The organism is Halomonas sp. 5021, from assembly GCF_036663435.1.
In the GTDB taxonomy this organism is placed as follows: Bacteria; Pseudomonadota; Gammaproteobacteria; order Pseudomonadales; family Halomonadaceae; genus Vreelandella; species Vreelandella janggokensis.
Genome location: NZ_JAXOVU010000013.1, coordinates 12,235 through 34,165, shown reverse-complemented (window position 1 = coordinate 34,165; position 21,931 = coordinate 12,235). Strand labels below are relative to the sequence as shown.

The 21,931-nt window shown below is 58.7% G+C and carries 21 protein-coding genes; 17 read left to right on the top strand and 4 right to left on the bottom strand.

Annotated elements, in window-relative coordinates; all coding sequences use genetic code 11:
- The first annotated feature begins 6 nt into the window (after positions 1 to 6).
- The 4 genes from minC to sbcB all read left to right on the top strand — a co-directional run bounded on the left by minC (position 7) and on the right by sbcB (position 3,583).
- On the top strand, positions 7 to 780 hold the full coding sequence (minC, locus tag R3F64_RS16320) for a septum site-determining protein MinC (protein WP_085918290.1): 774 nt from the start codon (positions 7 to 9) through the stop codon (positions 778 to 780).
- Between the two features lie 134 nt (positions 781 to 914).
- Positions 915 to 1,733, top strand: coding sequence for a septum site-determining protein MinD (minD, locus tag R3F64_RS16315; RefSeq protein ID WP_066319322.1), 819 nt, complete (start codon positions 915 to 917; stop codon positions 1,731 to 1,733).
- Entirely contained in the window at positions 1,730 to 1,981 is a 252-nt protein-coding gene (gene minE / locus R3F64_RS16310) for a cell division topological specificity factor MinE (protein ID WP_027337743.1), read from the top strand. Before minD ends, minE begins: the two co-directional genes overlap by 4 nt.
- A 108-nt stretch (positions 1,982 to 2,089) precedes the next feature.
- A complete protein-coding gene (gene sbcB / locus R3F64_RS16305) occupies positions 2,090 to 3,583 on the top strand; it encodes an exodeoxyribonuclease I (RefSeq protein WP_199284575.1) in 1,494 nt (497 codons plus the stop codon).
- 31 nt (positions 3,584 to 3,614) lie between these two features.
- On the opposite strand, the gene R3F64_RS16300 is transcribed toward sbcB, so the two are convergent.
- Together R3F64_RS16300 and R3F64_RS16295 are read right to left on the bottom strand one after the other, a co-directional pair.
- Positions 3,615 to 6,407 carry an insulinase family protein gene (locus tag R3F64_RS16300; RefSeq protein ID WP_442786532.1) on the bottom strand — a complete coding sequence of 931 codons (2,793 nt, stop codon included), beginning with the start codon at positions 6,405 to 6,407 and terminating at the stop codon, positions 3,615 to 3,617.
- Positions 6,408 to 6,487: 80 nt separating this feature from the next.
- Positions 6,488 to 7,165 (bottom strand): SOS response-associated peptidase, encoded by a 678-nt coding sequence (locus R3F64_RS16295; RefSeq protein ID WP_085918292.1) that lies wholly within the window; start codon positions 7,163 to 7,165, stop codon positions 6,488 to 6,490.
- Between the two features lie 178 nt (positions 7,166 to 7,343).
- Here R3F64_RS16295 and R3F64_RS16290 point away from each other — a divergent pair, with 178 nt between their 5' ends.
- Complete coding sequence (locus tag R3F64_RS16290; RefSeq protein ID WP_085918293.1) at positions 7,344 to 7,958, top strand: TetR/AcrR family transcriptional regulator; 615 nt, start codon at positions 7,344 to 7,346, stop codon at positions 7,956 to 7,958.
- Positions 7,958 to 8,620, top strand: coding sequence for a 1-acyl-sn-glycerol-3-phosphate acyltransferase (locus tag R3F64_RS16285; RefSeq protein ID WP_199284576.1), 663 nt, complete (start codon positions 7,958 to 7,960; stop codon positions 8,618 to 8,620). Before R3F64_RS16290 ends, R3F64_RS16285 begins: the two co-directional genes overlap by 1 nt.
- A gap of 17 nt (positions 8,621 to 8,637) precedes the next feature.
- On the opposite strand, the gene R3F64_RS16280 is transcribed toward R3F64_RS16285, so the two are convergent.
- Both R3F64_RS16280 and R3F64_RS16275 read right to left on the bottom strand, forming a co-directional pair.
- Complete coding sequence (locus tag R3F64_RS16280; RefSeq protein ID WP_085918295.1) at positions 8,638 to 9,915, bottom strand: HlyC/CorC family transporter; 1,278 nt, start codon at positions 9,913 to 9,915, stop codon at positions 8,638 to 8,640.
- A gap of 82 nt (positions 9,916 to 9,997) precedes the next feature.
- On the bottom strand, positions 9,998 to 10,795 hold the full coding sequence (locus R3F64_RS16275; RefSeq protein WP_085918296.1) for a cytochrome C assembly family protein: 798 nt from the start codon (positions 10,793 to 10,795) through the stop codon (positions 9,998 to 10,000).
- Between the two features lie 199 nt (positions 10,796 to 10,994).
- Here R3F64_RS16275 and ffh point away from each other — a divergent pair, with 199 nt between their 5' ends.
- The 11 genes from ffh to R3F64_RS16220 all read left to right on the top strand — a co-directional run bounded on the left by ffh (position 10,995) and on the right by R3F64_RS16220 (position 21,892).
- Positions 10,995 to 12,416 (top strand): signal recognition particle protein, encoded by a 1,422-nt coding sequence (ffh, locus tag R3F64_RS16270; RefSeq protein WP_199284577.1) that lies wholly within the window; start codon positions 10,995 to 10,997, stop codon positions 12,414 to 12,416.
- Positions 12,417 to 12,637: 221 nt separating this feature from the next.
- Positions 12,638 to 12,886, top strand: coding sequence for a 30S ribosomal protein S16 (gene rpsP, locus R3F64_RS16265; protein WP_007111767.1), 249 nt, complete (start codon positions 12,638 to 12,640; stop codon positions 12,884 to 12,886).
- A gap of 45 nt (positions 12,887 to 12,931) precedes the next feature.
- Complete coding sequence (gene rimM, locus R3F64_RS16260) at positions 12,932 to 13,477, top strand: ribosome maturation factor RimM (protein ID WP_199284578.1); 546 nt, start codon at positions 12,932 to 12,934, stop codon at positions 13,475 to 13,477.
- A 47-nt stretch (positions 13,478 to 13,524) separates the two neighbouring features.
- Entirely contained in the window at positions 13,525 to 14,301 is a 777-nt protein-coding gene (trmD, locus tag R3F64_RS16255; RefSeq protein WP_066319345.1) for a tRNA (guanosine(37)-N1)-methyltransferase TrmD, read from the top strand.
- A 173-nt stretch (positions 14,302 to 14,474) separates the two neighbouring features.
- A complete protein-coding gene (gene rplS, locus R3F64_RS16250; protein WP_085918299.1) occupies positions 14,475 to 14,831 on the top strand; it encodes a 50S ribosomal protein L19 in 357 nt (118 codons plus the stop codon).
- A 111-nt stretch (positions 14,832 to 14,942) separates the two neighbouring features.
- Positions 14,943 to 15,824 (top strand): site-specific tyrosine recombinase XerD, encoded by an 882-nt coding sequence (xerD, locus tag R3F64_RS16245; protein WP_199284579.1) that lies wholly within the window; start codon positions 14,943 to 14,945, stop codon positions 15,822 to 15,824.
- Positions 15,825 to 15,829: 5 nt separating this feature from the next.
- Positions 15,830 to 16,603 carry a DsbC family protein gene (locus R3F64_RS16240; RefSeq protein WP_233337331.1) on the top strand — a complete coding sequence of 258 codons (774 nt, stop codon included), beginning with the start codon at positions 15,830 to 15,832 and terminating at the stop codon, positions 16,601 to 16,603.
- An 86-nt stretch (positions 16,604 to 16,689) separates the two neighbouring features.
- Positions 16,690 to 18,006: a homoserine dehydrogenase gene (locus tag R3F64_RS16235; RefSeq protein WP_085918301.1), complete on the top strand. Its 1,317-nt coding sequence runs from the start codon at positions 16,690 to 16,692 to the stop codon at positions 18,004 to 18,006.
- Positions 18,007 to 18,014: 8 nt separating this feature from the next.
- Complete coding sequence (thrC, locus tag R3F64_RS16230; RefSeq protein WP_085918302.1) at positions 18,015 to 19,403, top strand: threonine synthase; 1,389 nt, start codon at positions 18,015 to 18,017, stop codon at positions 19,401 to 19,403.
- A 5-nt stretch (positions 19,404 to 19,408) separates the two neighbouring features.
- Positions 19,409 to 21,232 carry a single-stranded-DNA-specific exonuclease RecJ gene (locus tag R3F64_RS16225; protein ID WP_233337332.1) on the top strand — a complete coding sequence of 608 codons (1,824 nt, stop codon included), beginning with the start codon at positions 19,409 to 19,411 and terminating at the stop codon, positions 21,230 to 21,232.
- A 42-nt stretch (positions 21,233 to 21,274) separates the two neighbouring features.
- A complete protein-coding gene (locus R3F64_RS16220; RefSeq protein ID WP_199284580.1) occupies positions 21,275 to 21,892 on the top strand; it encodes a YitT family protein in 618 nt (205 codons plus the stop codon).
- Positions 21,893 to 21,931 lie beyond the last annotated feature (39 nt).

Here is a 21,931-nt window from a genome sequence, read left to right as displayed (position 1 = left end):
TCGGCCATGAGCCTCAATGTGGATAGTGCCGACGTGGCCTTTACCTTTAAAGGCGGCATGCTGCCGATGACCGTCATGGAGCTAAGCAGCGCTGACCCAGAGCATATCCGACGTCAACTGGCAGGCAAACTGTCTCAATCACCTGCGTTCTTTCAGCATACACCGGTTGTGCTTAGCGTGGAAAAGCTTGATGAGCCCCATCTTTCGCTGGAGCGCATTTGCGCTGTCTGCAGGGACCACAAGCTGCTCCCGGTGGCAGTGAGGGGGGGCACTGAGCCGGTGCGTCAATCGGCGTGGGCGCTCGGCCTTGGCTGGTTCGCGCCGGTCGACGAAAGCCGTGCGCAAATGCTCAAGAGTGTCGGCAGTGATAGCGAAAGTGCAGCCCCCGTTGCCGTGGCGGATGCAAACACCGAAAAAGAGGCAGCCGATGCGCAGGAAAGCAACGGTACGGAAACCACTCGTCTCTACCGCGGTACAGTGCGTTCCGGGCAGCAGGTGAGCGCTTCGGGAGGTGATTTGGTCGTCATCGGTGCGGTCAATGCGGGAGCGGAAGTTCTGGCCGCCGGCAGTATTCATGTTTATGGCGCATTGCGCGGACGGGCATTAGCAGGTATTCATGGCAATACCCAGGCGGGTATCTATTGTCGCGAGCTGGCCGCTGAATTACTGTCAGTGGCGGGTAATTACAAGCGTCTGGAAGATATCGATTCTCAACTATTGGGTGCCCCTGCTGAGGTGCACTTTACGCAACAACAATTGGAAATTAAGCCGCTTAATTAGCGCCGAGCGCGTAAATCGTTGAGAATGCCAGCCACGCGGAGTCACCGCGTGGTTTAGATGACATAGACGTTCCCGTTGTACGTAGTGCGCTAACGGCGCACTTGCGATGAACGACTTCAAGAAGGAAGTAACTCTTGGCCAAAATTATTGTAGTGACCTCGGGTAAAGGGGGGGTCGGTAAAACCACCAGTGCCGCCGCTATTTCGACAGGCTTAGCGCTACGCGGAAAGAAAACGGTGGTGATCGATTTCGATGTGGGCTTGCGCAACCTTGACCTGATCATGGGCTGCGAGCGCCGCGTGGTGTACGACCTGGTAAACGTGATTCAAGGTGAGGCGGGGCTCAATCAAGCACTGATCCGCGACAAGCGGGTTGAGAACCTGTTTATTCTGCCGGCCTCACAAACCCGCGACAAGGACGCCTTGACACAGGAAGGCGTTGCCGAAGTGCTCGACAAGTTGAAAGAGGACTTCGACTTCATCATGTGTGATTCGCCTGCCGGTATCGAACGTGGCGCTCAGTTGGCCATGTACTTTGCCGATGAGGCGATCGTGGTGACGAACCCGGAAGTATCCTCTGTGCGCGATTCTGATCGGATTCTTGGCCTGCTGGCATCCAAGACACGTCGTGCCGAGGAGAGTAGCGACCCGATTAAAGAGCACCTGCTGGTCACGCGCTACAACCCTGAGCGCGTCACGTCGGGCGACATGCTGACGCTGGACGATATCCGTGAAATTTTGGCGATTAATCTGCTTGGCCTGATTCCCGAGTCCGAAGCAGTGCTGCGGGCCTCTAACCAGGGCGTGCCGGTTACCCACGATATTTCAAGCGACGCGGGCCAAGCTTATAGCGATACCGTCTCGCGTCTGCTCGGTGAAGACATGCCTCTGCGCTTTCACGAAATGCAGCGTAAAGGCTTGCTCAGCCGCATGTTTGGTGGAGGTCGGCGATGAAACTGCTGGAGTTCTTGAAGCGTGAGCGCAAGAAGTCTGCCTCGGTGGCCAAAGAACGCCTGCAAATTATCGTGGCGCATCAACGAAGCCAACGGGGGCAACCCGATTACATGCCGATGCTGGAACGCGAGTTGCTGGAGGTCATTCGCCGCTACGTTCACGTGGACGACGATGCGATCCAGATCTCACTGGATAGCGAGGATAACTGCTCGGTATTGGAGTTGAACGTGACGCTCCCTAAAAGTTGACCCGCGCTTTTTTGAAACCAGGGTTGCTGAGGTTTTCTGAATACGCGGCGAAACCTGATGTGGATATGCTAGGCTTGGGCTTTTCATTGCCCAGCGGAGTGCTTGTCCATGGCGTCACCCAATGCTGCCCCCGCCAGCTTTTTATGGCATGACTATGAAACCTTTGGGGCTGATCCGCGTCGTGATCGGCCCGCTCAGTTCGCCGCTCTGCGCACCGATGCGGAGTTAAACGAAATCGGCGAACCGATCGAGCTGTTCTGTCGCCCCGCTGACGATTATCTGCCCCATCCCGCTGCCTGCTTGATTACCGGTATTACCCCCCAAAAGGCACAACGCCACGGTCTCCCCGAAGCCGAATTCGCCGCTGAAGTGCAGCGCCATATGAGTGAGCCGGGCACCTGCGTGGTCGGGTATAACAGCCTGCGCTTCGATGACGAAGTGTCGCGCCACCTGTTCTACCGTAATCTTCTCGATCCTTACGCCCGTGAGTGGCAAAACGGCAATTCGCGCTGGGATCTTATCGATGTGGTCAGAGCCTTTTACGCCTTGAGGCCCGAGGGCATCGAATGGCCACTGCGCGACGATGGTGCGCCGAGCTTCAAGCTGGAAGACCTGACGGCGGCCAATGGTATCGCCCATGAAGGGGCCCACGATGCGGTGGCCGACGTGCGTGCGACGATTGCGCTGGCGCGCTTGCTGAAGTCGCGCAATGCCAAGCTGTTTGACTATTTGCTCGGCCTTCGCGGCAAGCGGCAGGTGGCCAACCAGATCGACCTGCCCAGCGCCAAACCGATTTTGCATATTTCGCGTCGCTACCCGGCAAGTCGGGCGTGTAGTGCGCTTGTGATGCCGCTGGCCGAGCATCCGAGCAACCCCAACGGGGTCATCGTCTATGACCTGAGCGTTGACCCCAGCGAGTTACTGACCATGTCGGCATCGCAAATTCGTGAGCGGGTCTTTGTCAGTCAGCAGGATCTGACGGAGGGCGAAACCCGCATTCCGCTCAAGGTCATTCACATCAATCGCTGCCCTGTGGTCTTTCCCACCACTGTGTTGAAAGACGTGGAGGGCCCGCAGAAAGGCGAGTATGGCGATATCGTGGCCCGGTTGGGACTGGATATGAACGCCTGTCGCCGTCATTGGAAAATGCTCCGCGAGGCGTCTGGGGTGTCCCAGAAAGTTGCTGAGGTCTTCAGCGCAGGCTACGACGATGCGCCGCAGGATCCCGACCTGATGCTCTATGCCGGTGCCTTTTTCTCGGCCGCCGACCGCAAGCAGATGGAGCGAGTCAGGGCCATGGACCCTTGGGATCTGGTGGGCGAGCGGTTTGCCTTTCAGGACCCGCGACTCGAAGAAATGCTGTTCCGCTTTCGTGCGCGAAGCTACCCGGAAACACTCGAGGGAGACGAACTTGAGCAGTGGGAGGCGTTTCGCTGGACACGTCTGAACGATGCCACGCTGTCAGGTTTCACCTTGAAAGCTTTCGCCCGGGAGATCGAAAACTATAACCAGCAGACGCTGACTGACCACCAGCGCCAGATTCTTGAGGAGCTCGTGCTCTATGTTGAAGCCATGTTACCGGCACAGGCGTTTGACGCCTGAGCCGGTATGGCTAAGACCACTGGTCTGTCAGTTACTTGCTCGCCTGTTCTGGTAGCGGCGTGAGCTGCTGGCGGATCTCCGCTACATTGCTGGGTTCGTCGCCTGGGTTGAAGCGCACGTCCAGTTGGTGTTCACGCAGCGCTGGCCACAGAGCTTGCAGGTCGTCTAGCGTCACTTCCATGGCCAGCTCGGCGAGCTGCTCACGACGGTCGAAACGCACCTCCTCCCGCGCGGTTGCCTGCCAGTAGCGGTTGGTCATCTGCGCCAGACGCGTGTCGCGTTGGCTCAAGCGGCTGTTCACTGCTTGGCGGTAAGCATCCAGTTCATCGTCGTCCAGCTGCTCAAGTCGCTCGCCGGCCTCCTCCAGAAACGCATCCATACGCCTGGCGATTGTGTCGCTATCGGCGTCGGGTGACTGCACAACCATGGCAATACCGGGGGCGTCCAGCAGCGGTGAGTAACCCGCATTGACGATGTAACCAAGCTGCTCCTCAGTGCGTAGTTGCTGGTAGAAAGGCGTTTCCAGCCACTGAGCGAGAACCTGGGTCGCGGCTTGCTCGCGCAGTGTTTGATCACGCCCTTGCAGATAGCGCAGTACGATGGATTCTTCACGCTGGCTATTGGGGTGCAGGACCGTATCGTCGCCGTTGACGGCGAGCGGCGTGAGATTGCGTATATCGTCGCGCGTCAGCCGGGGAGTGAGCTTGCCGCGCATCAGGTTTGCCTGCTCTCTGGCACGTTCAGGCCCCAGGTTGCCGACCGCCATGGCATCCACGTAGAGGCCGTCAAGGAAACGTTGGCGGAAGTCGATCAGGTGACCATGCGCCAGACGCTGGCTGGCCTCAAGCAGCGCTTGGGTCGACCATTGGGGGGTTAGCAGGGCTTCGCCCAGGGTGCCGCTGGCTTGGGCGTACAGGGAGGCTTGGGGGGCGTTGCGCCATTCACGCTGTAAACGGTTGAGCACCCGCTCGAAGTCACGCTGACGGATGTCGGCGTTGCTGAGTTGGTCGAGTGCTTGCTCGATCAGTGGGGTCTGACCGTCCCGCCAGCCGGAAAACGACAGCGTCATACCCCGTGAATGGGCATAGGCGCTGAACGACTGGCCTGCCAGCCAGGCAGGATAAAGCGCTTCGTTGAGGCTGTCGTTCAGCCAGTTGGCCAGCAGCCGGGTGAGCACTGCTTCCTCGGCGGAATAGCTGGTACTGGGGTGTTGCAAGCTTAGCCGCCACTCCACCTTGGGGGTGTTGAACTGGGCGTCCTGCATATGCCAGGCAGTAAACGAGGGCGCGTCGATCAGCGTGGTGGGGCGTTCGTCCTGGCCTTCCAGTAGGCTAAGGTCGTTGGCGATAAAAGGGTTGGGTGCCGGTAATGTCAGCCCGCTCAAGGCTTGGCCACTTTCACTGGGCGTCTGTTCCCGCCAGGCGGTGTCGAACCAGGGCGTCACCTTGTCGCTCTCGATGTCGGGAGCTGAGTAAATACGCAGCATGTTGTCCTGGGTCAGCGCATCCAGGTAGCGCCGATGTTGCTCGGCATCGAACTCATCCATCCGGTACGCGGCATACTGGACGTCCTCCACCGGGTAGCGAGACAGATTCATCGAGAGCCGTATCGCTTCCTGCTGGGGTTCGCCCTGCTGTTGAAAGCGGAAGGCCTGTTCGTTGAGGTCGGCTTGCTCGGTGTAGCGCCACTCTTCAAGACCGCCCTGGCGAATACGCTCGATAGCGGCAAACAATGTGGCTTCAATATCGTCCAGGCGCTGCGCGCCGTCCTCGGTAAGGCTGATGGAGACAGTGAAAAGCGCATGCTGACCATCGGCGCGACTGATCCCTGTCGACAACGCGTCGGCAAGTCCGCTGTCCTTGAGGACAGCGAACAGGCTTCCATCGCTTTCATCGCCCAACAGGTGGGAAATCAGTTGAGTGGGTTTCTGGCGATAAGCATCGGTGGGGTCGGCAATGGGAAAGTAAAAACGTAGTTGATGGCGATCTTCAATTGAATGACGTGCTACATAACGGGGTAACGTGTCGCGATCCACGAGGGGGGTGTCGATGCTGGGGGCTTCCCGATCGTTGTCGGGAATCTCGGCAAAGCGCTCGACCACCCAGTCTTCCAGGGTATCCAGCGACTGAGGTGCCACGACGGCCAGGTTCATCACATTGGCGTCGTAGTGGCGCTGATAAAACGCCATCACCCGTTCGCGAAGGGTGGCTTCACCTTCCGGGGGATTGGCCAGCGTCTCGCGGTTACCCACGGCAAACTGGGTGGTTGGGTTCTCCGGGTTCAGCAACTGGTTGAGTACCGCGTTTTCGCGCCTTCCTTCATCCCGACGGCGTGAAACGTACTCTGAATGCACCACATTACGTTCACTTTCAAGCTTGTCGGCATTAAACAGCGGTGAAACAAAAAAAGCGCTGAATCTGTCCAGTGCGCCCTCGAAGGCTGAAGGCTCAATGCTGAAAAAGTAATTGGTATCCTGAGAGGCGGTAAAGGCGTTGTGCGAGCCTGCGTTGCGCGATAGGTAGCGCTGATAGGCGTCAGCCTCTGGGTAAGCTTCGGTGCCCAAAAACAGCATGTGCTCGAGGAAGTGGGCGAGTCCCTGTAAGTCATCAGGGTCCTGGGCGCTGCCGACCCGTACGTTCATCGACGCCGCCGCTTTATCTGCCTCGTCATCGCTGACGAGTAGCACATTCAATCCGTTTTCCAGTTCGAGCACGCGGTAGTCGCGCTCGTCATACGGGCTGACGTGAGGTGTGATGACGTCCTTGATGTCCTCTTCGTCGGCAGCCAGTGCCGTGGGCGCAAACCAAAGGCTGCCCATGGCCATGCCCAGCAGAGCGCCTCCAGGCAACGCCATATTCCAACGTGCAAAGCGTTTTAAACCAATAAGTTGACGCATGTAAGCTCCTATGACGTGGTCCAGCGTATCATCGGCCCGATGGGGTGAGCGCAGGCCGGCGACTGGTAGGTAGGAAAGTTAATCTGTTTTGATACCGGAAAAGCGCCCAACAGTTCCAGTGGTGCGGGCGTCAATAAACGGTCAAGGCGAGTGTGGGCCGTGTCGGGGTTTAACCATTCGTCCGCGTCCCGCGGGTCGATCACCGCAGGCAGCCGGTCAGTCAGGTGCGACAAACAAGCGTTTGCGGGGACGGTTACCAGAGCGGTGGAGTCGTTGTAGGTAGTGAGTGTGGTGTGGTAACGACACCACAGTCCAGCTAATAATAGCGGTCCGCGATTGACCTGCGTGACCAGGTAGGGTTGCTTGGCACGGGGTAGTCGTTTCCAGATGTAAAAGCCGCTAACCGGTACCAGGCAGCGGCGCGAGCGATAGGCTTCCTGAAACATTCCTCGTTGGTTCAGGGTTTCCGCTCGAGCGCAGTGGGGCGCATTATCCAGGACTTTTAACCACGGCGGTGTCAGCCCCCAGAATAACGACTGTAAACAGAGTTGGCCCTCAACCTTGCGGATAGCCGATACCGGCTGTCGCGGTGCCACATTGGGTGATTCAATCAAGGGTTCGGCCATCTTCAGGCTTGGGAGTAGGCGGGCAAGAGGCAGTTGCTGCACGTGTAAGCGCCCGGCCATGCAGGTCTCCTTTTACGCTAACGCGTTGTCAGTACCCGTTTAGAGGGTATTAAGCATGAAATGTCGAGGTTTGGAGTCGAAAACAGTGTTCGATGTGGGGTATCCTATAGCATCCCTTGTTCACGCTAAAGCGCGATAAGGCATTCTTCCTGTTTGCCGTTCACCTTAAGAGATCGCCATGGCTCGCCCCAGACAGCACGCGCCCGATGCACTACACGCGCAGGTTATGCACGCTTGCGATGAATGGTTGGCTCAACAGTCCATTCATGGTTTATCGCTGCGTGCCCTGGCCAGAGAGGTCGGCTGCGCCCCCAGTACATTGCTCAAGCTGTATGGCAGCTTTAATGTTCTGTTGCAGTACGTCAACGTCGAAACCCTGGCGCGTTTGCAGTCCACTATTACCAGCCTTTCGTCGGATGAGCCCGAACCCTGGCTGCGTGCGCTGGCCAATGCCTATTGGCGATTTGCCGAAAAGGATTGTTACCGATGGCAACTGTTGTTTGACCATCCGTTGGCGCAGGAAGGGGAGTTGGACCAGCGTCAGAGCCAGTTGATCGAGGCGTTGTTTACCCAGGTTGAAACATCGCTCAAACAGTATCAGCCCCTGCTGGATGATGCCGAGGCGCGACGCCTGGGACGCACCTTATGGGGCAGTGTGCACGGGCTGGTTCAACTGGGGTTGAATGAACGCCTCGGTTATTGGCAGGGGCATCAGCTCAAGGTGGATGAACTGCTTGATCAGCTGTTGAGTACCGTTCTTGCCGGGCTGCGCAACCGAGAGCAATCCGAGTAATGGGATTGGTTAAGCCAGTGCGCCACTTGCTGCGCGGCGGTATCTTTCTGGCCATGCGGCTTTGCTATCGCCTGCATGTTCGGGGGCGTTGCCATATTCCCAAGCAGGGGCCAGCGCTGGTGGTGTGTAACCACGTCAGCTTTATGGATGCGTTGGTGCTGGGCGGCGGCAGCCCCCGCCCGTTGCGTTTTGTCATGGATCAGCCAATCTTTGACTCCCCCTGGCTTAGATGGTGGTTTCAACTGGTCGGCGCCATTCCCATCGAGTCCGAGCGTCGCAGTCCAGGCGCGTTGCGTCGCGCACTGGAGGAAGTCAGCCAGGCATTGCGCCAGGGGGAAGTGGTGATGGTGTTTCCCGAAGGGCGACTAACGCCCGACGGCGACATTCACCCCTTTCGTCGCGGGCTTGAGGCGATTGTAATGCGAGATTGTGTGCCGGTGGTGCCCGCCGCGCTTGCGGGACTCTGGGGGTCGTGGACATCTCACTACGACGGTAAGGCGTTAAAGAAATGGCCCAGGCGTTTTCGGGCGCCGGTGAGCCTCCACTTTGGCGACCCTGTTGATCCGAGCAATACAGGGGAGCTGGCGCTACGCCGCTACCTTGAGCAGCAGGTGAGGCAGCTGAAAGTCGAGGCGGACCAGGATATCGTGCCACGCCAGTGACATGGTGCCAGTCAGTTCTATTGACCGAGCCCGCTTCGCGTCGCCTTCCAGCAGCGGGCTGAGGTGATCAGGTTGTCTCGAATCGCCAGAATTTCCATCCGTGTTGCCCCGACCTGCAGGCAGGCAGGTCCTTCAGGAAATCCTTCCAAGTGCTCGAGAATTAACCCGTTGAGGGTTTTGGGCCCGTCGGTGGGTAACTGCCAGCCAAGCATCTTGTTGATGTCTCGTATGGTCGCGGTGCCTTCAATGACATGGCTGCCGTCATCCTGTTGATGTATCTCATCGTCTTCCGAGACGTCGGTGGTGAATTCACCGACAATCTCTTCAAGGATGTCCTCAAGGGTGACAAGTCCTTCAACATCGCCGTACTCGTCGACCACGATGCCGATACGGCGCTTTTGTTTCTGGAAGTTGAGCAACTGGGTGTGGAGCGGCGTGGATTCCGGAATGAAGTAGGGCTCGCGGGCTTCCTGCACAATCGCTGCCTTGGTGACTTCGCTGCGCGATAAAAAGCGTGCCGCATTGCGTAAGTGCAGCATGCCGATAATGTTATTGATATCGCCTTTGTAAACCGGCAGCCGCGTGTGCTGGCTGGTGCGGATCTGCGCCAGGATGTCGTCGAGCGAGTCGTCCAGATCAATGCCCAGCACTTCATGGCGGGGCACCATGATGTCATTGACGGTGACGTTTTCCAGATCGAGAATCGATAGCAGCATGGCGCGGTGTCGATAGGGAATCAGCGTGCCGGCTTCGTGAACCACGGTGCGCAATTCATCCCGCGTGAGGTTGTCGCCACCGTTTTCGACGCTCTTGACGCCGATCAGGCGCAGCAGTCCGTTGGAAACAGCGTTAACCAGCCATACCAGTGGGTAGAGAAGTTTGAGTAGCGGTTCAAGCGCGTACGAGCTTGGATAGGCAATGCGCTCGGGCTTGATGGCCGCATAGGTCTTGGGCGTCACCTCGGAAAAAATCAGAATGGTGATGGTCAGCAGGGCAGTAGAAATGGCGGGGCCTGACACATCGCCGAAAAAGTGGATGGCAATAATCGTGGCAATGGAGGCGGCAAGGTTATTGACGAAGTTATTGCCGATCAGGATAACGCCAATCAGCCGGTCGGGGCGCGCCAGCAGACGCATGACGCGCTTGGCGCGACGGTCGCCGCTATTGGCGTTGTGGCTGAGCCGATAGCGGTTGATCGACATCATGCCGGTTTCAGAGCTTGAGAAAAAAGCGGAGAGGGCAATGAGAAGGGCCAGCAAGCCAAAGAGTAATCCCAGCGGGAAGTCATCACTCAAGTCAGAATTTCCTTTATGCCGTGTTCAGCTCGATTTGTAAGAGGTTGCAACAGAGGTGTCAATACACACAGTGCTTGCAAGGTTAGCGGTTAAGTACCACTTCCAGCACGAACTTGCTGCCAAAATAGGCTAATACCAGGATCGCGCAGCCGCCGAGCGTCCAGCGCACCGCACGCATACCGCGCCAACCAAACCGGTAACGGCCAATCAAGAGCGCGGTGAAAATCACCCAGGCCAGAAGCGATAGTACCGTCTTGTGGGCAAGGTGCTGGGCAAAGAAGTTATCCAGAAACAGCAAGCCGCTGATAATTGATAGCGTCAGCAATATAATGCCGACCCACACTAGCTCGAAGAGCACCCGCTCCATTGTGGTAAGCGGAGGGAGTGACTGGACAATGCCGCGGATGTGATGGTGGCGCAACGCCTGATTCTGCAAGCCTACCAGCACCGCTTGTGCGGCGGCAATCGCCAGCACCGCAAAGGCCAGCGCGGAGCTGATGGCGTGCATCAAAATACCCGGCGTCAGCCCACTGTGGCCGCTTTGACTGGGTAGCCAGGTGGCGGCCATTAGTGCGATGCCGGCTAGCGGGAAGAGCGCAATACCGGCGTTGAGCACGGGTTTGAACAGGCTTGCTATCAGGACCACGTTCACGGCGACCGCCATCAGCAGGGTGGCGCTGGTGGTGAAGCCTGGCAGCAAACCTGGCGTTTGCCCGACTAGCTGAACCACCACCGGGATATGTAGCAACAGGCCTAACGCGGCTAAAAGTCGCACGATGACCTGGCGAGGGGGCACGCGCCGGAACAGCGCCATACCCTGCCAGATGGCAGCGGCTATATAGAGAATAAAGGCGATGGTGGCGAAAGGGAGCGCCTGCATGATGCTATCCGTGCGCCTTGCAGCGCGTCGTAATGAAACAAATCGAATTGATAAGTCACTACTATAACGAATCCTTACAGTGACGCACAGCCATCTATATCTTGCGCCCATGGAGACTCACGCTGCGAGCGCGTATAATCCCTTCCATTAGCCTAGGGCCGGTCAAGCCCGGCGACAGCGACGGAGGCAGAGAGGCCCCATGTTTTCGACTCTTAGTGAGCGTCTTTCCCAGACGTTAAAATCGATCAAAGGTCAGGCACGCCTGACCGAAGACAATATTAAAGATACCCTGCGAGAAGTTCGTCGTGCGCTGCTTGAGGCAGACGTGGCGCTGCCCGTGGTCAAGGACTTCGTCGAGCGGGTGCGCGAACGAGCCGTGGGGCAAGAGGTATCCAAAAGTCTTTCGCCCGGTCAGCAGTTCGTCAAGATTGTCCAGCAAGAGCTGGAAGCCACCATGGGCGAAGCGAACGAGGGACTGACATTAAAGAGCTCCCCGTCCGTAGTGCTGATGGCGGGTTTGCAGGGCGCGGGTAAAACCACCTCGGTAGCGAAACTTGCGCGTTACCTGCGGGAACGTGAAAAGAAAAAGGTCCTGGTGGTTTCGGCCGATGTCTACCGCCCCGCGGCGATTGATCAATTGGAAACCCTGGCCAAAGAGGTGGAAGTCGACTTCTTTCCCTCCCGCTCGGATCAGGCGCCAGTGGCGATTGCCGAAGCGGCCATCAAGCACGCCAAAATCCAGTTTCACGACGTCGTATTGATCGATACCGCAGGCCGTCTGGCTATCGATGAAGCCATGATGTCGGAAATTCAGGCGTTGCATAAAGCCGTCACGCCGGATGAAACCCTGTTTGTCGTCGATGCCATGACCGGCCAGGATGCGGTCAATACCGCAAAAGCGTTCCATGACGCTCTGCCGCTCACCGGGGTGGTGCTGACCAAAGCCGACGGTGACGCGCGGGGCGGTGCTGCGCTCTCTGTGCGCCATGTCACCGGCAAGCCGATCAAGTTCATGGGCGTGGGTGAAAAAGTCGACGCCTTGGAACCCTTCCACCCTGACCGGGTCGCCTCGCGGATTCTGGGCATGGGGGACATGCTCTCGCTGATCGAGGAAGCCGAGCGCACGGTTGATAAATCCAAAGCCGACCAATTGGCCAAAAAGGTCAAGAAAGGCGACGGCTTCGACTTGGAAGACTTTCGCGAGCAACTGCAGCAACTCAAGAAAATGGGGGGCATGGGTGGTTTGCTCGGCAAATTGCCGGGTATGGGGCAGATGGCGGATATGGCCCAAGGGCCTGGTCCCGAAAAAGAGCTCGGCAAGCTGGAGGCGTTGATCAACTCCATGACCCCCAAAGAGCGCCACAAGCCTGAAATCATCAACGGCTCACGCAAGCGCCGTATTGCAGCGGGTGCGGGACTTCAGGTGCCGGACTTGAACCGTCTGCTCAAGCAGCACAAGCAGATGCAGAAGATGATGAAGAAAGCCGGCAAAAAAGGCGGCATGGAAAAAATGATGCGTGGCATGTCCGGCATGATGGGCGGCGGTGGCGGCCCAGGCGGTCCCGGTGGCATGGGTGGCCCTGGCGGCATGGGTGGTCCGGGTGGATTCCCTCGCCGCTAGCCGTTGCCGCCAGGTGGTATGCTTGACGGGCTGATAGTTTTCTGGCTATCAGGCTTTCCAAGCCGAGCGCATTTGCGTAGAATGCGGCGTCTTCTTGTGTGGGTGTTGGTCATGCAGTGACGATACTCTACGCTGAAGGCTTTTATAGTATGAAGAGTGTTTCCGGTAGCGAACGCCGCGAAGGCGCACTCTCGTAACCTCAACCGAAGGATAGTTATCGTATGGTTACCATTCGTTTGGCACGTGGTGGCGCCAAGAAGCGTCCCTTTTACCACCTGACTGTTACTGACTCACGTAACGCCCGTGATGGCCGTTTCATTGAGCGTATCGGTTTCTTCAACCCTGTTGCACGTGGACAGGAAGAACGCCTGCGCGTTGACCTGGACCGTGTCGTACACTGGCAGAGCCAGGGTGCCCAGCTTTCAGGTCGTGTTGCTGAGTTGGTAAAAGAAGCGCGTAAACAGGCCTAAACCTGTTCGCGATGTGGCAAGTGCTGTTGTACGTTGAGGTCGTCAATGACGCGTTTTGAAACAAGCCATACTGACGACACGCATGTGGTGCTCGGCAAGCTGACAAGCTCCCACGGAGTGAAAGGCTGGCTGAAGGTATATTCCTATACCAGCCCCATGGACAGCATTCTGGACTACCCCGGATGGTGGGTGCGCCAAGGCGACAGCCTCACGCACATGTCCATTGTTCAGGGCCGTCGGCAAGGTAAAGGCCTTGTGGTTCAGCTTAAAGGGATTGATGACCGCGATGCGGCCGATGCATTGGCCCAGGCGGACATATTGATGCCCAAAGCGGACCTTCCTGAGCTTTCCGACGATGAGTATTATTGGCATGAGCTTGAAGGCCTGGCGGTTTTCACTCAAGCCGGCGAACGGTTAGGGCAGGTCAGTTACCTGTTCGAAACCGGTGCCAACGATGTCATGGTCGTTCGTGGCGATGTCGAGGCGATCGACAAGCGTGAGCGCCTGCTGCCGTTTTTGCCGGGCGACGTCATTGTTGAAGTCAGTCTTGAAGACGGCCGGATGGTCGTTGATTGGGATCCTGAGTTTTGAACAGTGAACAACAGTCGGGCGCTGGAAACGAGGTTTCACACCCCGCGATGTGGATAGGTGTGGTATCGCTGTTTCCGGAGATGTTCGATGCGCTCACCCAGCAAGGCGTGGTCGGTAGAGCGATCGAAAAACGGCATATAGAGCTCGCGTTCTGGAATCCGCGTGATTACGCCACTGACCGCCATCGTAGCGTTGATGATCGACCCTATGGCGGGGGCCCCGGGATGTTGATGAAAGTCGACACCTTACGCGCAGCCATTCATGACGCCCGGCAGCAGGCGCATGATGCGACCGGCCAGACGCCCACGGTGATTTATCTATCACCCCAGGGTCGCAAGCTGGATCAGCAGGGCGTGACGTCGCTGGCGTCTAAAGGCCCGTTGGTTGTTGTCGCAGGGCGCTATGAGGGCATTGACGAGCGGGTGGTGGAAAGTGACATCGATGAAGAATGGTCAATTGGCGACTATGTGCTAAGCGGCGGTGAGCTGCCGGCCATGGTGTTGATTGACGCGGCGGCAAGGCTGATTCCCGGTGTGTTGGGGCATCAGGATTCCGCCATCGAAGACTCGTTTAATGACGGTTTGCTAGACTGTCCGCACTACACCCGTCCCGAGGTGATCGACGGGCGACAGGTGCCGGATGTGCTGCTGAGCGGTAATCACGCCGCGATCAAGCGCTGGCGGTTGAAGCAGTCCCTGGGTCGCACTTGGCAGCGTCGACCTGATTTGTTGGAAGGGCGACCGCTGGATGCCGAACAGCGCAAGCTGTTGAACGAGTTTATCGAGGAATACGCTCTTTCCGGTTCGTCAGCCAAGACTGACTAGGAAGTCTTGACTGAGCTGGCATGAGCGGCGGTGCAGGGCGGTAATGGCGAGTAGCCAACGCACCTGTGTCACCCATAACGACTCCCGCGTCGCTTGTTATTGAGCGCCGGGATCACGGCGACCGCCTTCCATGACTGAGCGGTTTCGCCACCACGTTATTTAGGAGCATGATGATGAGCAGTAAAAACAAGGTGATCCAGGCGCTCGAAAACGAGCAAATGTCCAAAGAGGTGCCGAACTTTGCACCGGGCGACACCATCGTCGTTCAGGTGAAAGTCAAAGAAGGCAACCGTGAGCGTCTGCAGGCGTTTGAAGGTGTGGTTATCGGTAAGCGTAACCGTGGCCTGAACTCCGCGTTCACCGTGCGCAAGATTTCTCACGGCGTTGGCGTTGAGCGTACCTTCCAGACCTACAGCCCGCTGGTTGACTCTCTTGAAGTCAAGCGCCGCGGTGATGTGCGTCAAGCCAAGCTTTACTACCTGCGCGAGCGCAGCGGTAAATCGGCACGTATCAAGGAAAAGCTGGCCTAAGGCGAGTCGTTTCCGCAGGCGCTTGCGCCTGGGTACCAAAACCCCGTCACCGCTCTGCGGGGCGGGGTTTTGTTTATCTATTCGATGTGAATCCTTACGGGCGGCTTGCGTATGCGTGTCATTGATGCTTTTTTGGATGCCCTGTGGCTGGAGCGCGGGGCCAGTGAGCATACGCTAGCGGCTTATCGGCGCGACCTGAACGCCTGGCAGCAGCACCTGGAGGAACATGGCGAATCATTATTGTCACCTTCGCCTGAACGCCTGGATGCGTGGTTTGCCAGCCGTCGTGAAGCGGGCTATCAGGTACGCAGCAATGCCCGAGTGCTGTCGAGTCTGCGCAGCTTTTACCGTTGGGCGCGCGTCCATGGCCACGTTTCAAGTGATCCGCTGGCTGAGGTGCGCCTGCCGCGTGTACAGCCCGGCCTGCCCAATACGCTGGAAGAAGACGAAGTGGAGCGCTTGCTTCAGGCACCGGAACTGGATACCCCACTGGGCGTTCGTGACCGCACGATGCTGGAATTGCTCTACGCCTGCGGACTGCGTGTCTCGGAACTGGTGGGGTTGACCAGTGACGCGGTCAATTTGCGCCAGGGGGTGGTCCGGGTGCGTGGCAAAGGCGACAAGGACCGCCTGATACCGATGGGAGAGGAGGCCGCCGACTGGCTGGCTCAGTACATGAAAGCGACGCGCCCCATGTTGATGCAGGATCCTACGCGCCCGGCTCTGTTTCCAGGCCGTGGCGATAAAACGATGACGCGGCAGACCTTCTGGCATCGCATCAAGGTGCACGCCATCACGGCGGGTATAACGCGCCCCCTGTCGCCACATACGCTTCGCCATGCGTTTGCGACCCATTTATTGAATCATGGGGCGAATTTACGGGTCGTACAGCTGTTGCTAGGTCATAGCGATCTATCCACCACGCAAATTTATACGCATGTGGCCCAGGCCCGCCTGGAAAGCCTGCATGCTGAACATCACCCAAGAGGTTGAATTGCATGATGCGCCGAAGTACAGAACTCACGACGTCACAAGGCAAGCCGCGTAGGCTGATAGGCTGGCTGATGGTGGGAGCGTTGTTACCCATGACAGCGCAGGCGAATAGCGCGACCGATGCGCTCCGCGACACCTTGAGTGTCAACGGACAGGCAATGCCGGTCGACGAGGTGCGTGAAACGCCGATGGAAGGGATTTATCATGTCCGGCTGGAAAACGGCGAATCCTTTTATTCGAATGCTGACGGCAGTCATTTTCTGGTCGGCGACCTCTACGAGAATGCCGACAGCGGGCTGGTGAACCTGACCGAGCAGGCGCGCAACCAGGAACGTGCGGACGCCATTGCGGCGATACCGGAAAGTGACCGGGTAGTGTTTCGTGGTGAAGAGCCTCCCAAGGCGACGATCGTTGTGTTTACCGACCCAACCTGTCCTTATTGCGTAAAGCTGCATGAAACCGTGCCTGAGCTCAACGAGCGAGGTATTGCGGTACACTATCTGGCCTTTCCGCGTAGTGGCGTTAACGCCAACGCGGGGAGAACGCTGAAGCAGGTCTGGTGTTCGGATAACCCCAGCGAAGCCATGTCGCGTGCCAAGCAAGGCGAAACGCTTTCCAGTTCGGCCAGCTGCGACAACCCGGTCGCCGAGCAGTACGAGCTGGGCCGCACGTTAGGCGTCCAGGGGACACCCGCCATTATCCTGCCTGATGGACAGATGGTGCCAGGGTTTGTGCCGCCGGACCGCATGATGGAAATGCTGGAACTGGATGACGCTTAGAATCAACAGCTAATGAGCCAATTGATCAACTATTATCACGCTGAGACACTGCACCTCTGAGTGCACAACATGAAAGGGGAAGTATTTTGAAACCGGTAAGAGTAGGCATTTGTGGGCTGGGTACCGTCGGTGGTGGTACCTTTAATGTGCTGACGCGCAACGCTGACGATATTGCACGCCGTGCAGGGCGTCCGATCGTGATCGAGCAGGTGGGCCATCGCAGTATTCACCCCGATTGCGACATTACCGGTATCAATGCCACCACGGATGTTTTTGAAGTGGCCACCAACCCCAACGTGGATGTTCTGGTTGAGCTGATTGGCGGTTACGACGTTGCCCGCGAACTGGTACTTACCGCGATTGAAAACGGCAAGCACGTGGTCACTGCCAACAAGGCGCTGATCGCCGTCCACGGCAACGAAATCTTCAAGGCGGCCCACGAAAAAGGTGTGATCGTGGCATTCGAAGCCGCCGTCGCGGGGGGGATCCCGGTGATCAAATCGTTGCGCGAAGGCCTGGGTGCCAACCGCATCGAGTGGGTAGCGGGCATCATCAACGGTACCGGCAACTATATCCTGACCCATATGCGCGATGAAGGCCGCGCCTTTGAAGACGTGCTTGCCGAAGCCCAGGCGCTGGGCTACGCCGAATCCGACCCGACCTTTGACGTTGAAGGCATCGACGCGGCGCACAAGTTGACCATTCTGGCCTCGATCGCCTATGGCGTGCCGCTTCAGTTCGAGAAAGCGTTTACCGAAGGGATTTCGCGGATTACCGCCGAAGACGTCGAACAGGCTGATAACCTTGGCTACGTCATCAAGCATCTTGGCATCTCCAAGCGCACCGATCATGGGCTTGAGCTGCGGGTACACCCCACGCTGATCCCCAAAGAGCGCCTGCTCGCCAATGTGCACGGCGTCAAGAATGCCATTGCGGTGATGGGCGACGCCGTGGGGCCAACCCTTTACTACGGCGCTGGCGCCGGGGCTGAGCCGACCGCCTCGGCCGTGGTGGCGGACATACTCGACGTGGCGCGGGATATTGCCACCGACCACCACTATCGCGTGCCTTACCTGGCGTTCAGCGGTATTGACGAAGACGTCAGCCAACTGCCCATCATGCCGATGGAAGACATTACCACGGCGTATTACCTGCGCCTGCTGGCCGTCGACCGTCCCGGTGTCCTTGCGCGCGTGGCGACCATCCTTGCCGAGCAGGGCATGTCCATCGAGGCGCTGATCCAGAAAGAGGCGACCGAAGGCGAACTGGTGCCCATCATCCTGCTGACCCATCGCACCAAAGAGAAGCAGATGAACGAAGCGATCCGTGAAATCGAAGCCATGGCGGATATTGCGGGCCCTGTCACTCGTATCCGCGTGGAAAGCCTGGACGAAGGGGAGTAACCCATTACATGCGCTATATCAGCACGCGCGGGCAAGCGCCCGCGCTCTCCTTTGAAGAGGTGGTGTTGACCGGCATGGCCAGCGACGGCGGGCTTTACGTGCCGGAAACGCTGCCGTCGTTCTCACAGGACGACCTGGAAGCGATGGCTGGCTTGTCTTACGCGGAGATCGCGTTTCGTGTCATGAAGCCGTTCGTCAACGGTGAGATCGACGATGACACCTTCCGCCAGATCGTGACGGATGCCTACGCGACGTTCAATCACGATGCAGTGCTGCCGCTCAAGCAGCTGGATGCCAGTCACTTCCTGCTCGAACAGTTCCATGGCCCGACTCTGGCGTTCAAGGACGTCGCCCTGCAGCTTCTGGGCCGCCTGCTCGACCACTTCCTGCAGAAGCGCGGTGAACGCGCCGTGATCATGGGCGCCACCTCCGGTGATACCGGATCGGCGGCCATTGAGGGCTGCCGTCACTGTGACAACCTGGATATCTTTATCCTGCACCCTCACAACCGGGTCTCGGAAGTGCAGCGTCGTCAGATGACATCGGTGCTGGCCAATAACGTGTTCAACATTGCCATCGAAGGCAACTTTGATGACGCCCAGGCAATGGTCAAGGCCAGCTTCGCCAATCAGGACTTCCTGAACGGCACACGACTGGTGGCGGTGAATTCGATCAATTGGGCGCGCATCATGGCCCAGATCGTCTATTACGTTGCCGCGGGCGTGGCATTGGGGGCACCCAAGCGCGAAGTGAGTTTCTGCGTCCCCTCGGCCAACTTTGGAAATGTCTTTGCCGGGTATATGGCCTACAAGATGGGCCTGCCGGTGAAGCAGTTCATCATCGCCACCAACGCCAACGACATCCTGCACCGCACACTTGCCGCCAATGATTTCTCCAAGAAAGAACTGGCCGCAACCCTCGCCCCGTCAATGGATATCGTGGTGTCGTCGAACTTCGAGCGTCTGCTGTTTGATGCCTACGACCAGGATGGTGCTGCGGTGGCGGCGCTACTGGAACGTTTTCAGCAGGAGCCCACGGCGCTGGCCGATGCACCGCTGGCCAAGCTGCGTGAAAAGTTCGCAAGCCACAGCGTCGACGACGCGACAATCCTGGAAGTCATCCGCGAAGCGCATCACCGCACCGGCGAGCTTCTCGACCCGCATACGGCCACTGGCTACCGGGCGGCCGAGCGGGCCCGCGCCGACAAGACCACACCGGTGATTACCCTGGCCACGGCGCATCCGGCCAAGTTTGCCGAAGCGGTGGTGAAAGCGGGGTTTCAGGGAGTACCGCTACCTACCCACATGGATGACCTGCTGGAGCGTGAAGAGCGCTATACCGTGTTGCCCGCCGAACTTAGCGTGGTTCAGCAGTTCGTCGCTGACAACCGGCGCTAGCGCTTATGGCCGATGTGATCGACGCGTCGCCTCTCGCACAGCGTGGTGAGCGGCTGCAGCTTGCCAGCCGTCCCCGCCTTGAGCCTCGTCCGCTGGACGAGGCCGTTTACGCACGTGCTCAGGCGGAAGGCCTGAATGAGCTGCAGGCGCGCCTGCTAGCGTCACGGCTGCCGGGCTATCAAGGCGAGCTGGCCCCGCTGGTATCGCCCAGTCTGCGCTATCTGGCGCACCCTGAGAAACTTGCTGATGGTCGCCGAGCCGCCGAGCGCATTGCTCAGGCGGTTGCCGAAGGCGAACCGATCGGGATCCTCACCGACTACGATGTGGACGGCATCACCTCCCACGTGGTGATCCGTCGTACGTTGGTCGAGTTATTTGGCGTGCCGGAACATAAGCTGCATAGCCTGATTGGCCACCGTATTCACGACGGTTACGGGATCAGCCTCCCCCTGGTGGAGCGCACTCTGGCGCTCGAGCCGCTGCCGACCCTGGTGATCACCGCCGACTGCGGCAGCTCGGACGAGCCGCGTATTGCCCGTCTGAAAGCCGCGGGTATCGACGTGGTGGTCAGCGACCATCATGCGTTACCGCTGGAAGGCCCGCCCCCCTCGGCCTACGCCTGCGTCAATCCTACCCGTGATGACTGCGACTACCCGGATAAAACCATCGCCGGTTGCATGGTGGCGTGGCTGACGATGTCGCTTGCGCGCGGTGTGCTGATCGAGTGGGGTGCCTTGTCAGCCTCCACCCCTAAGCTGTCGCCCTGGCTCTCTTACGTAGCGCTGGGCACGGTAGCGGATTGCGTGTCGCTGGGCGGAAGCCCCGCCAACCGGGCGGTGGTCAGCCATGGCCTGACGTTGATCAACCGCATGGAGGCCGCCTGCTGGCGGGCCATGGCCACACGCTTGGGTGCCGATAGTGTACCGTTCAATGCCGAAACACTTGCCTTCCAGATGGGGCCGCGCATCAATGCCCGCTCGCGGCTGGACGATCCTTACGCGGCGCTGCACTTCATGCTCGCGGAAACTGAAGGCGTGGCCAATCGCCAGCTTGAGGTGCTTGACCAGGATAACCAGTCGCGCAAGGCCATTGAGGCCGACATGGCGGAAGAGGCCCGTGCCTTGGCCATGTCCGCGTTGGAGGCGAACGAGCCGGCGGTTGTCGTGTTGCTGGAAGATGGTCACCCAGGCGTGCAGGGCATTGTCGCCTCGCGGCTGGTGCAGGCCTATGGGCGTCCGGCGCTGGTACTTACCCGAGCGGCCGCCCCCGATATGCTCACTGGTTCCGGCCGCTCGATTGACGGCCTGCACCTGCGCGACGCTTTGCAACGCACCTTTGAACTAGCCCCCGAGGCGCTGCCGCGCTTTGGTGGCCATAGCGGAGCAGCAGGCGTGGGTGTTCCTCGAGGGCAGTTGGAGGCCTTTAAAGCCGCGTTTCTACAGGCGGTGGAAGAGCAGTTGGCAGGCCAGGAACTTTATCCGCGTCTGTGGACCGACGGCGAGCTATCCACGACGCAGCTCTCACTGGCAACGCTTGGCGATATCGAGGCACTGGGCCCCTACGGACGCGAGTTCGACCCGCCACTGTTTGAAGGGCGCTTTATTGTCGAAGCGCTGCGCCCGGTGGGTGCGGAAGGCGCGCACCTGATGATGGAGCTTTCCATGGGCCCCGTGACCTGCAAGGCCATCTGGTTTCGTGCGCTGACCCCCGGGGAGCTGCCCGCATTCAGCGTCGGCGATACGCTCCATTGTGCTTACAAGCTTAACCGTAACCGCTGGCGTGGGCGTGAGACGCTGCAGTTGATGGTCGAGCACGCCAGCCCTGTCTAACCTCATCACTCTATAACCCACGGCCTCAATAAGGACGCTTCCATGCGTGTTGAAGACCTTCCCAAGGACCCGCATCGCCCCTATGAAGATGTCATGGCGATGCTGTTGGGCACCTTCTTTGTGGCGCTTGGGGTGACGTTTTATACCCATGCGGTGTTGTTGACGGGCAGCACTGCTGGGTTGGCGCTGCTGTTAAATTACATCACCGGTTGGGGTTTCGGGGTGTGGTTTTTTGCCATTAACCTGCCGTTCTATTATCTGGCCATCAAACGCATGGGCTGGAGCTTTACGCTACGCACCTTCCTGGCTATCGGCCTGGTGTCGCTGTTTTCGGAGCTCACCCAGGGCTGGGTCCAGTTTGCTGCCGTGCCGTCGATGTATGCCGCTCTGATGGGCGGTGCGCTGATGGGCATCGGCATGCTGATGCTGTTTCGCCACCGCACCAGCCTTGGCGGCATCAATATCCTGGCGCTTTACCTCCAGGAGAAACACGGTCTGCGCGCAGGCTACGTGCAACTGGGTATCGACGGGGTGATCCTGCTGGTAGCACTCACCCAACTGCCGCTGGACCGCGTGGCCTACTCGGTGCTGGGTGCGCTGACGCTCAACTTGATCATCGCCCTGAACCACAAGCCAGGGCGTTATATTGGGGTGAGCTAGAAACGTCTAGCTGAGCCAGAACCACCAAACAATCAGCGC

Excerpts from the sequence above, each read along its gene's own strand:
- minC (WP_085918290.1), top strand. The coding sequence starts at position 7 with ATGAGCCTCAATGTGGATAGTGCCGACGTGGCCTTTACCTTTAAAGGC.
- minE (WP_027337743.1), top strand. The coding sequence starts at position 1,730 with ATGAAACTGCTGGAGTTCTTGAAGCGTGAGCGCAAGAAGTCTGCCTCG.
- sbcB (WP_199284575.1), top strand. The coding sequence starts at position 2,090 with ATGGCGTCACCCAATGCTGCCCCCGCCAGCTTTTTATGGCATGACTAT.
- R3F64_RS16300 (WP_442786532.1), bottom strand. The coding sequence starts at position 6,407 with ATGGCCATGGGCAGCCTTTGGTTTGCGCCCACGGCACTGGCTGCCGAC.
- R3F64_RS16295 (WP_085918292.1), bottom strand. The coding sequence starts at position 7,165 with ATGGCCGGGCGCTTACACGTGCAGCAACTGCCTCTTGCCCGCCTACTC.
- R3F64_RS16290 (WP_085918293.1), top strand. The coding sequence starts at position 7,344 with ATGGCTCGCCCCAGACAGCACGCGCCCGATGCACTACACGCGCAGGTT.
- R3F64_RS16285 (WP_199284576.1), top strand. The coding sequence starts at position 7,958 with ATGGGATTGGTTAAGCCAGTGCGCCACTTGCTGCGCGGCGGTATCTTT.
- R3F64_RS16275 (WP_085918296.1), bottom strand. The coding sequence starts at position 10,795 with ATGCAGGCGCTCCCTTTCGCCACCATCGCCTTTATTCTCTATATAGCC.
- ffh (WP_199284577.1), top strand. The coding sequence starts at position 10,995 with ATGTTTTCGACTCTTAGTGAGCGTCTTTCCCAGACGTTAAAATCGATC.
- rpsP (WP_007111767.1), top strand. The coding sequence starts at position 12,638 with ATGGTTACCATTCGTTTGGCACGTGGTGGCGCCAAGAAGCGTCCCTTT.
- rimM (WP_199284578.1), top strand. The coding sequence starts at position 12,932 with ATGACGCGTTTTGAAACAAGCCATACTGACGACACGCATGTGGTGCTC.
- trmD (WP_066319345.1), top strand. The coding sequence starts at position 13,525 with ATGTGGATAGGTGTGGTATCGCTGTTTCCGGAGATGTTCGATGCGCTC.
- rplS (WP_085918299.1), top strand. The coding sequence starts at position 14,475 with ATGAGCAGTAAAAACAAGGTGATCCAGGCGCTCGAAAACGAGCAAATG.
- xerD (WP_199284579.1), top strand. The coding sequence starts at position 14,943 with ATGCGTGTCATTGATGCTTTTTTGGATGCCCTGTGGCTGGAGCGCGGG.
- R3F64_RS16240 (WP_233337331.1), top strand. The coding sequence starts at position 15,830 with ATGATGCGCCGAAGTACAGAACTCACGACGTCACAAGGCAAGCCGCGT.
- thrC (WP_085918302.1), top strand. The coding sequence starts at position 18,015 with ATGCGCTATATCAGCACGCGCGGGCAAGCGCCCGCGCTCTCCTTTGAA.
- R3F64_RS16225 (WP_233337332.1), top strand. The coding sequence starts at position 19,409 with ATGGCCGATGTGATCGACGCGTCGCCTCTCGCACAGCGTGGTGAGCGG.
- R3F64_RS16220 (WP_199284580.1), top strand. The coding sequence starts at position 21,275 with ATGCGTGTTGAAGACCTTCCCAAGGACCCGCATCGCCCCTATGAAGAT.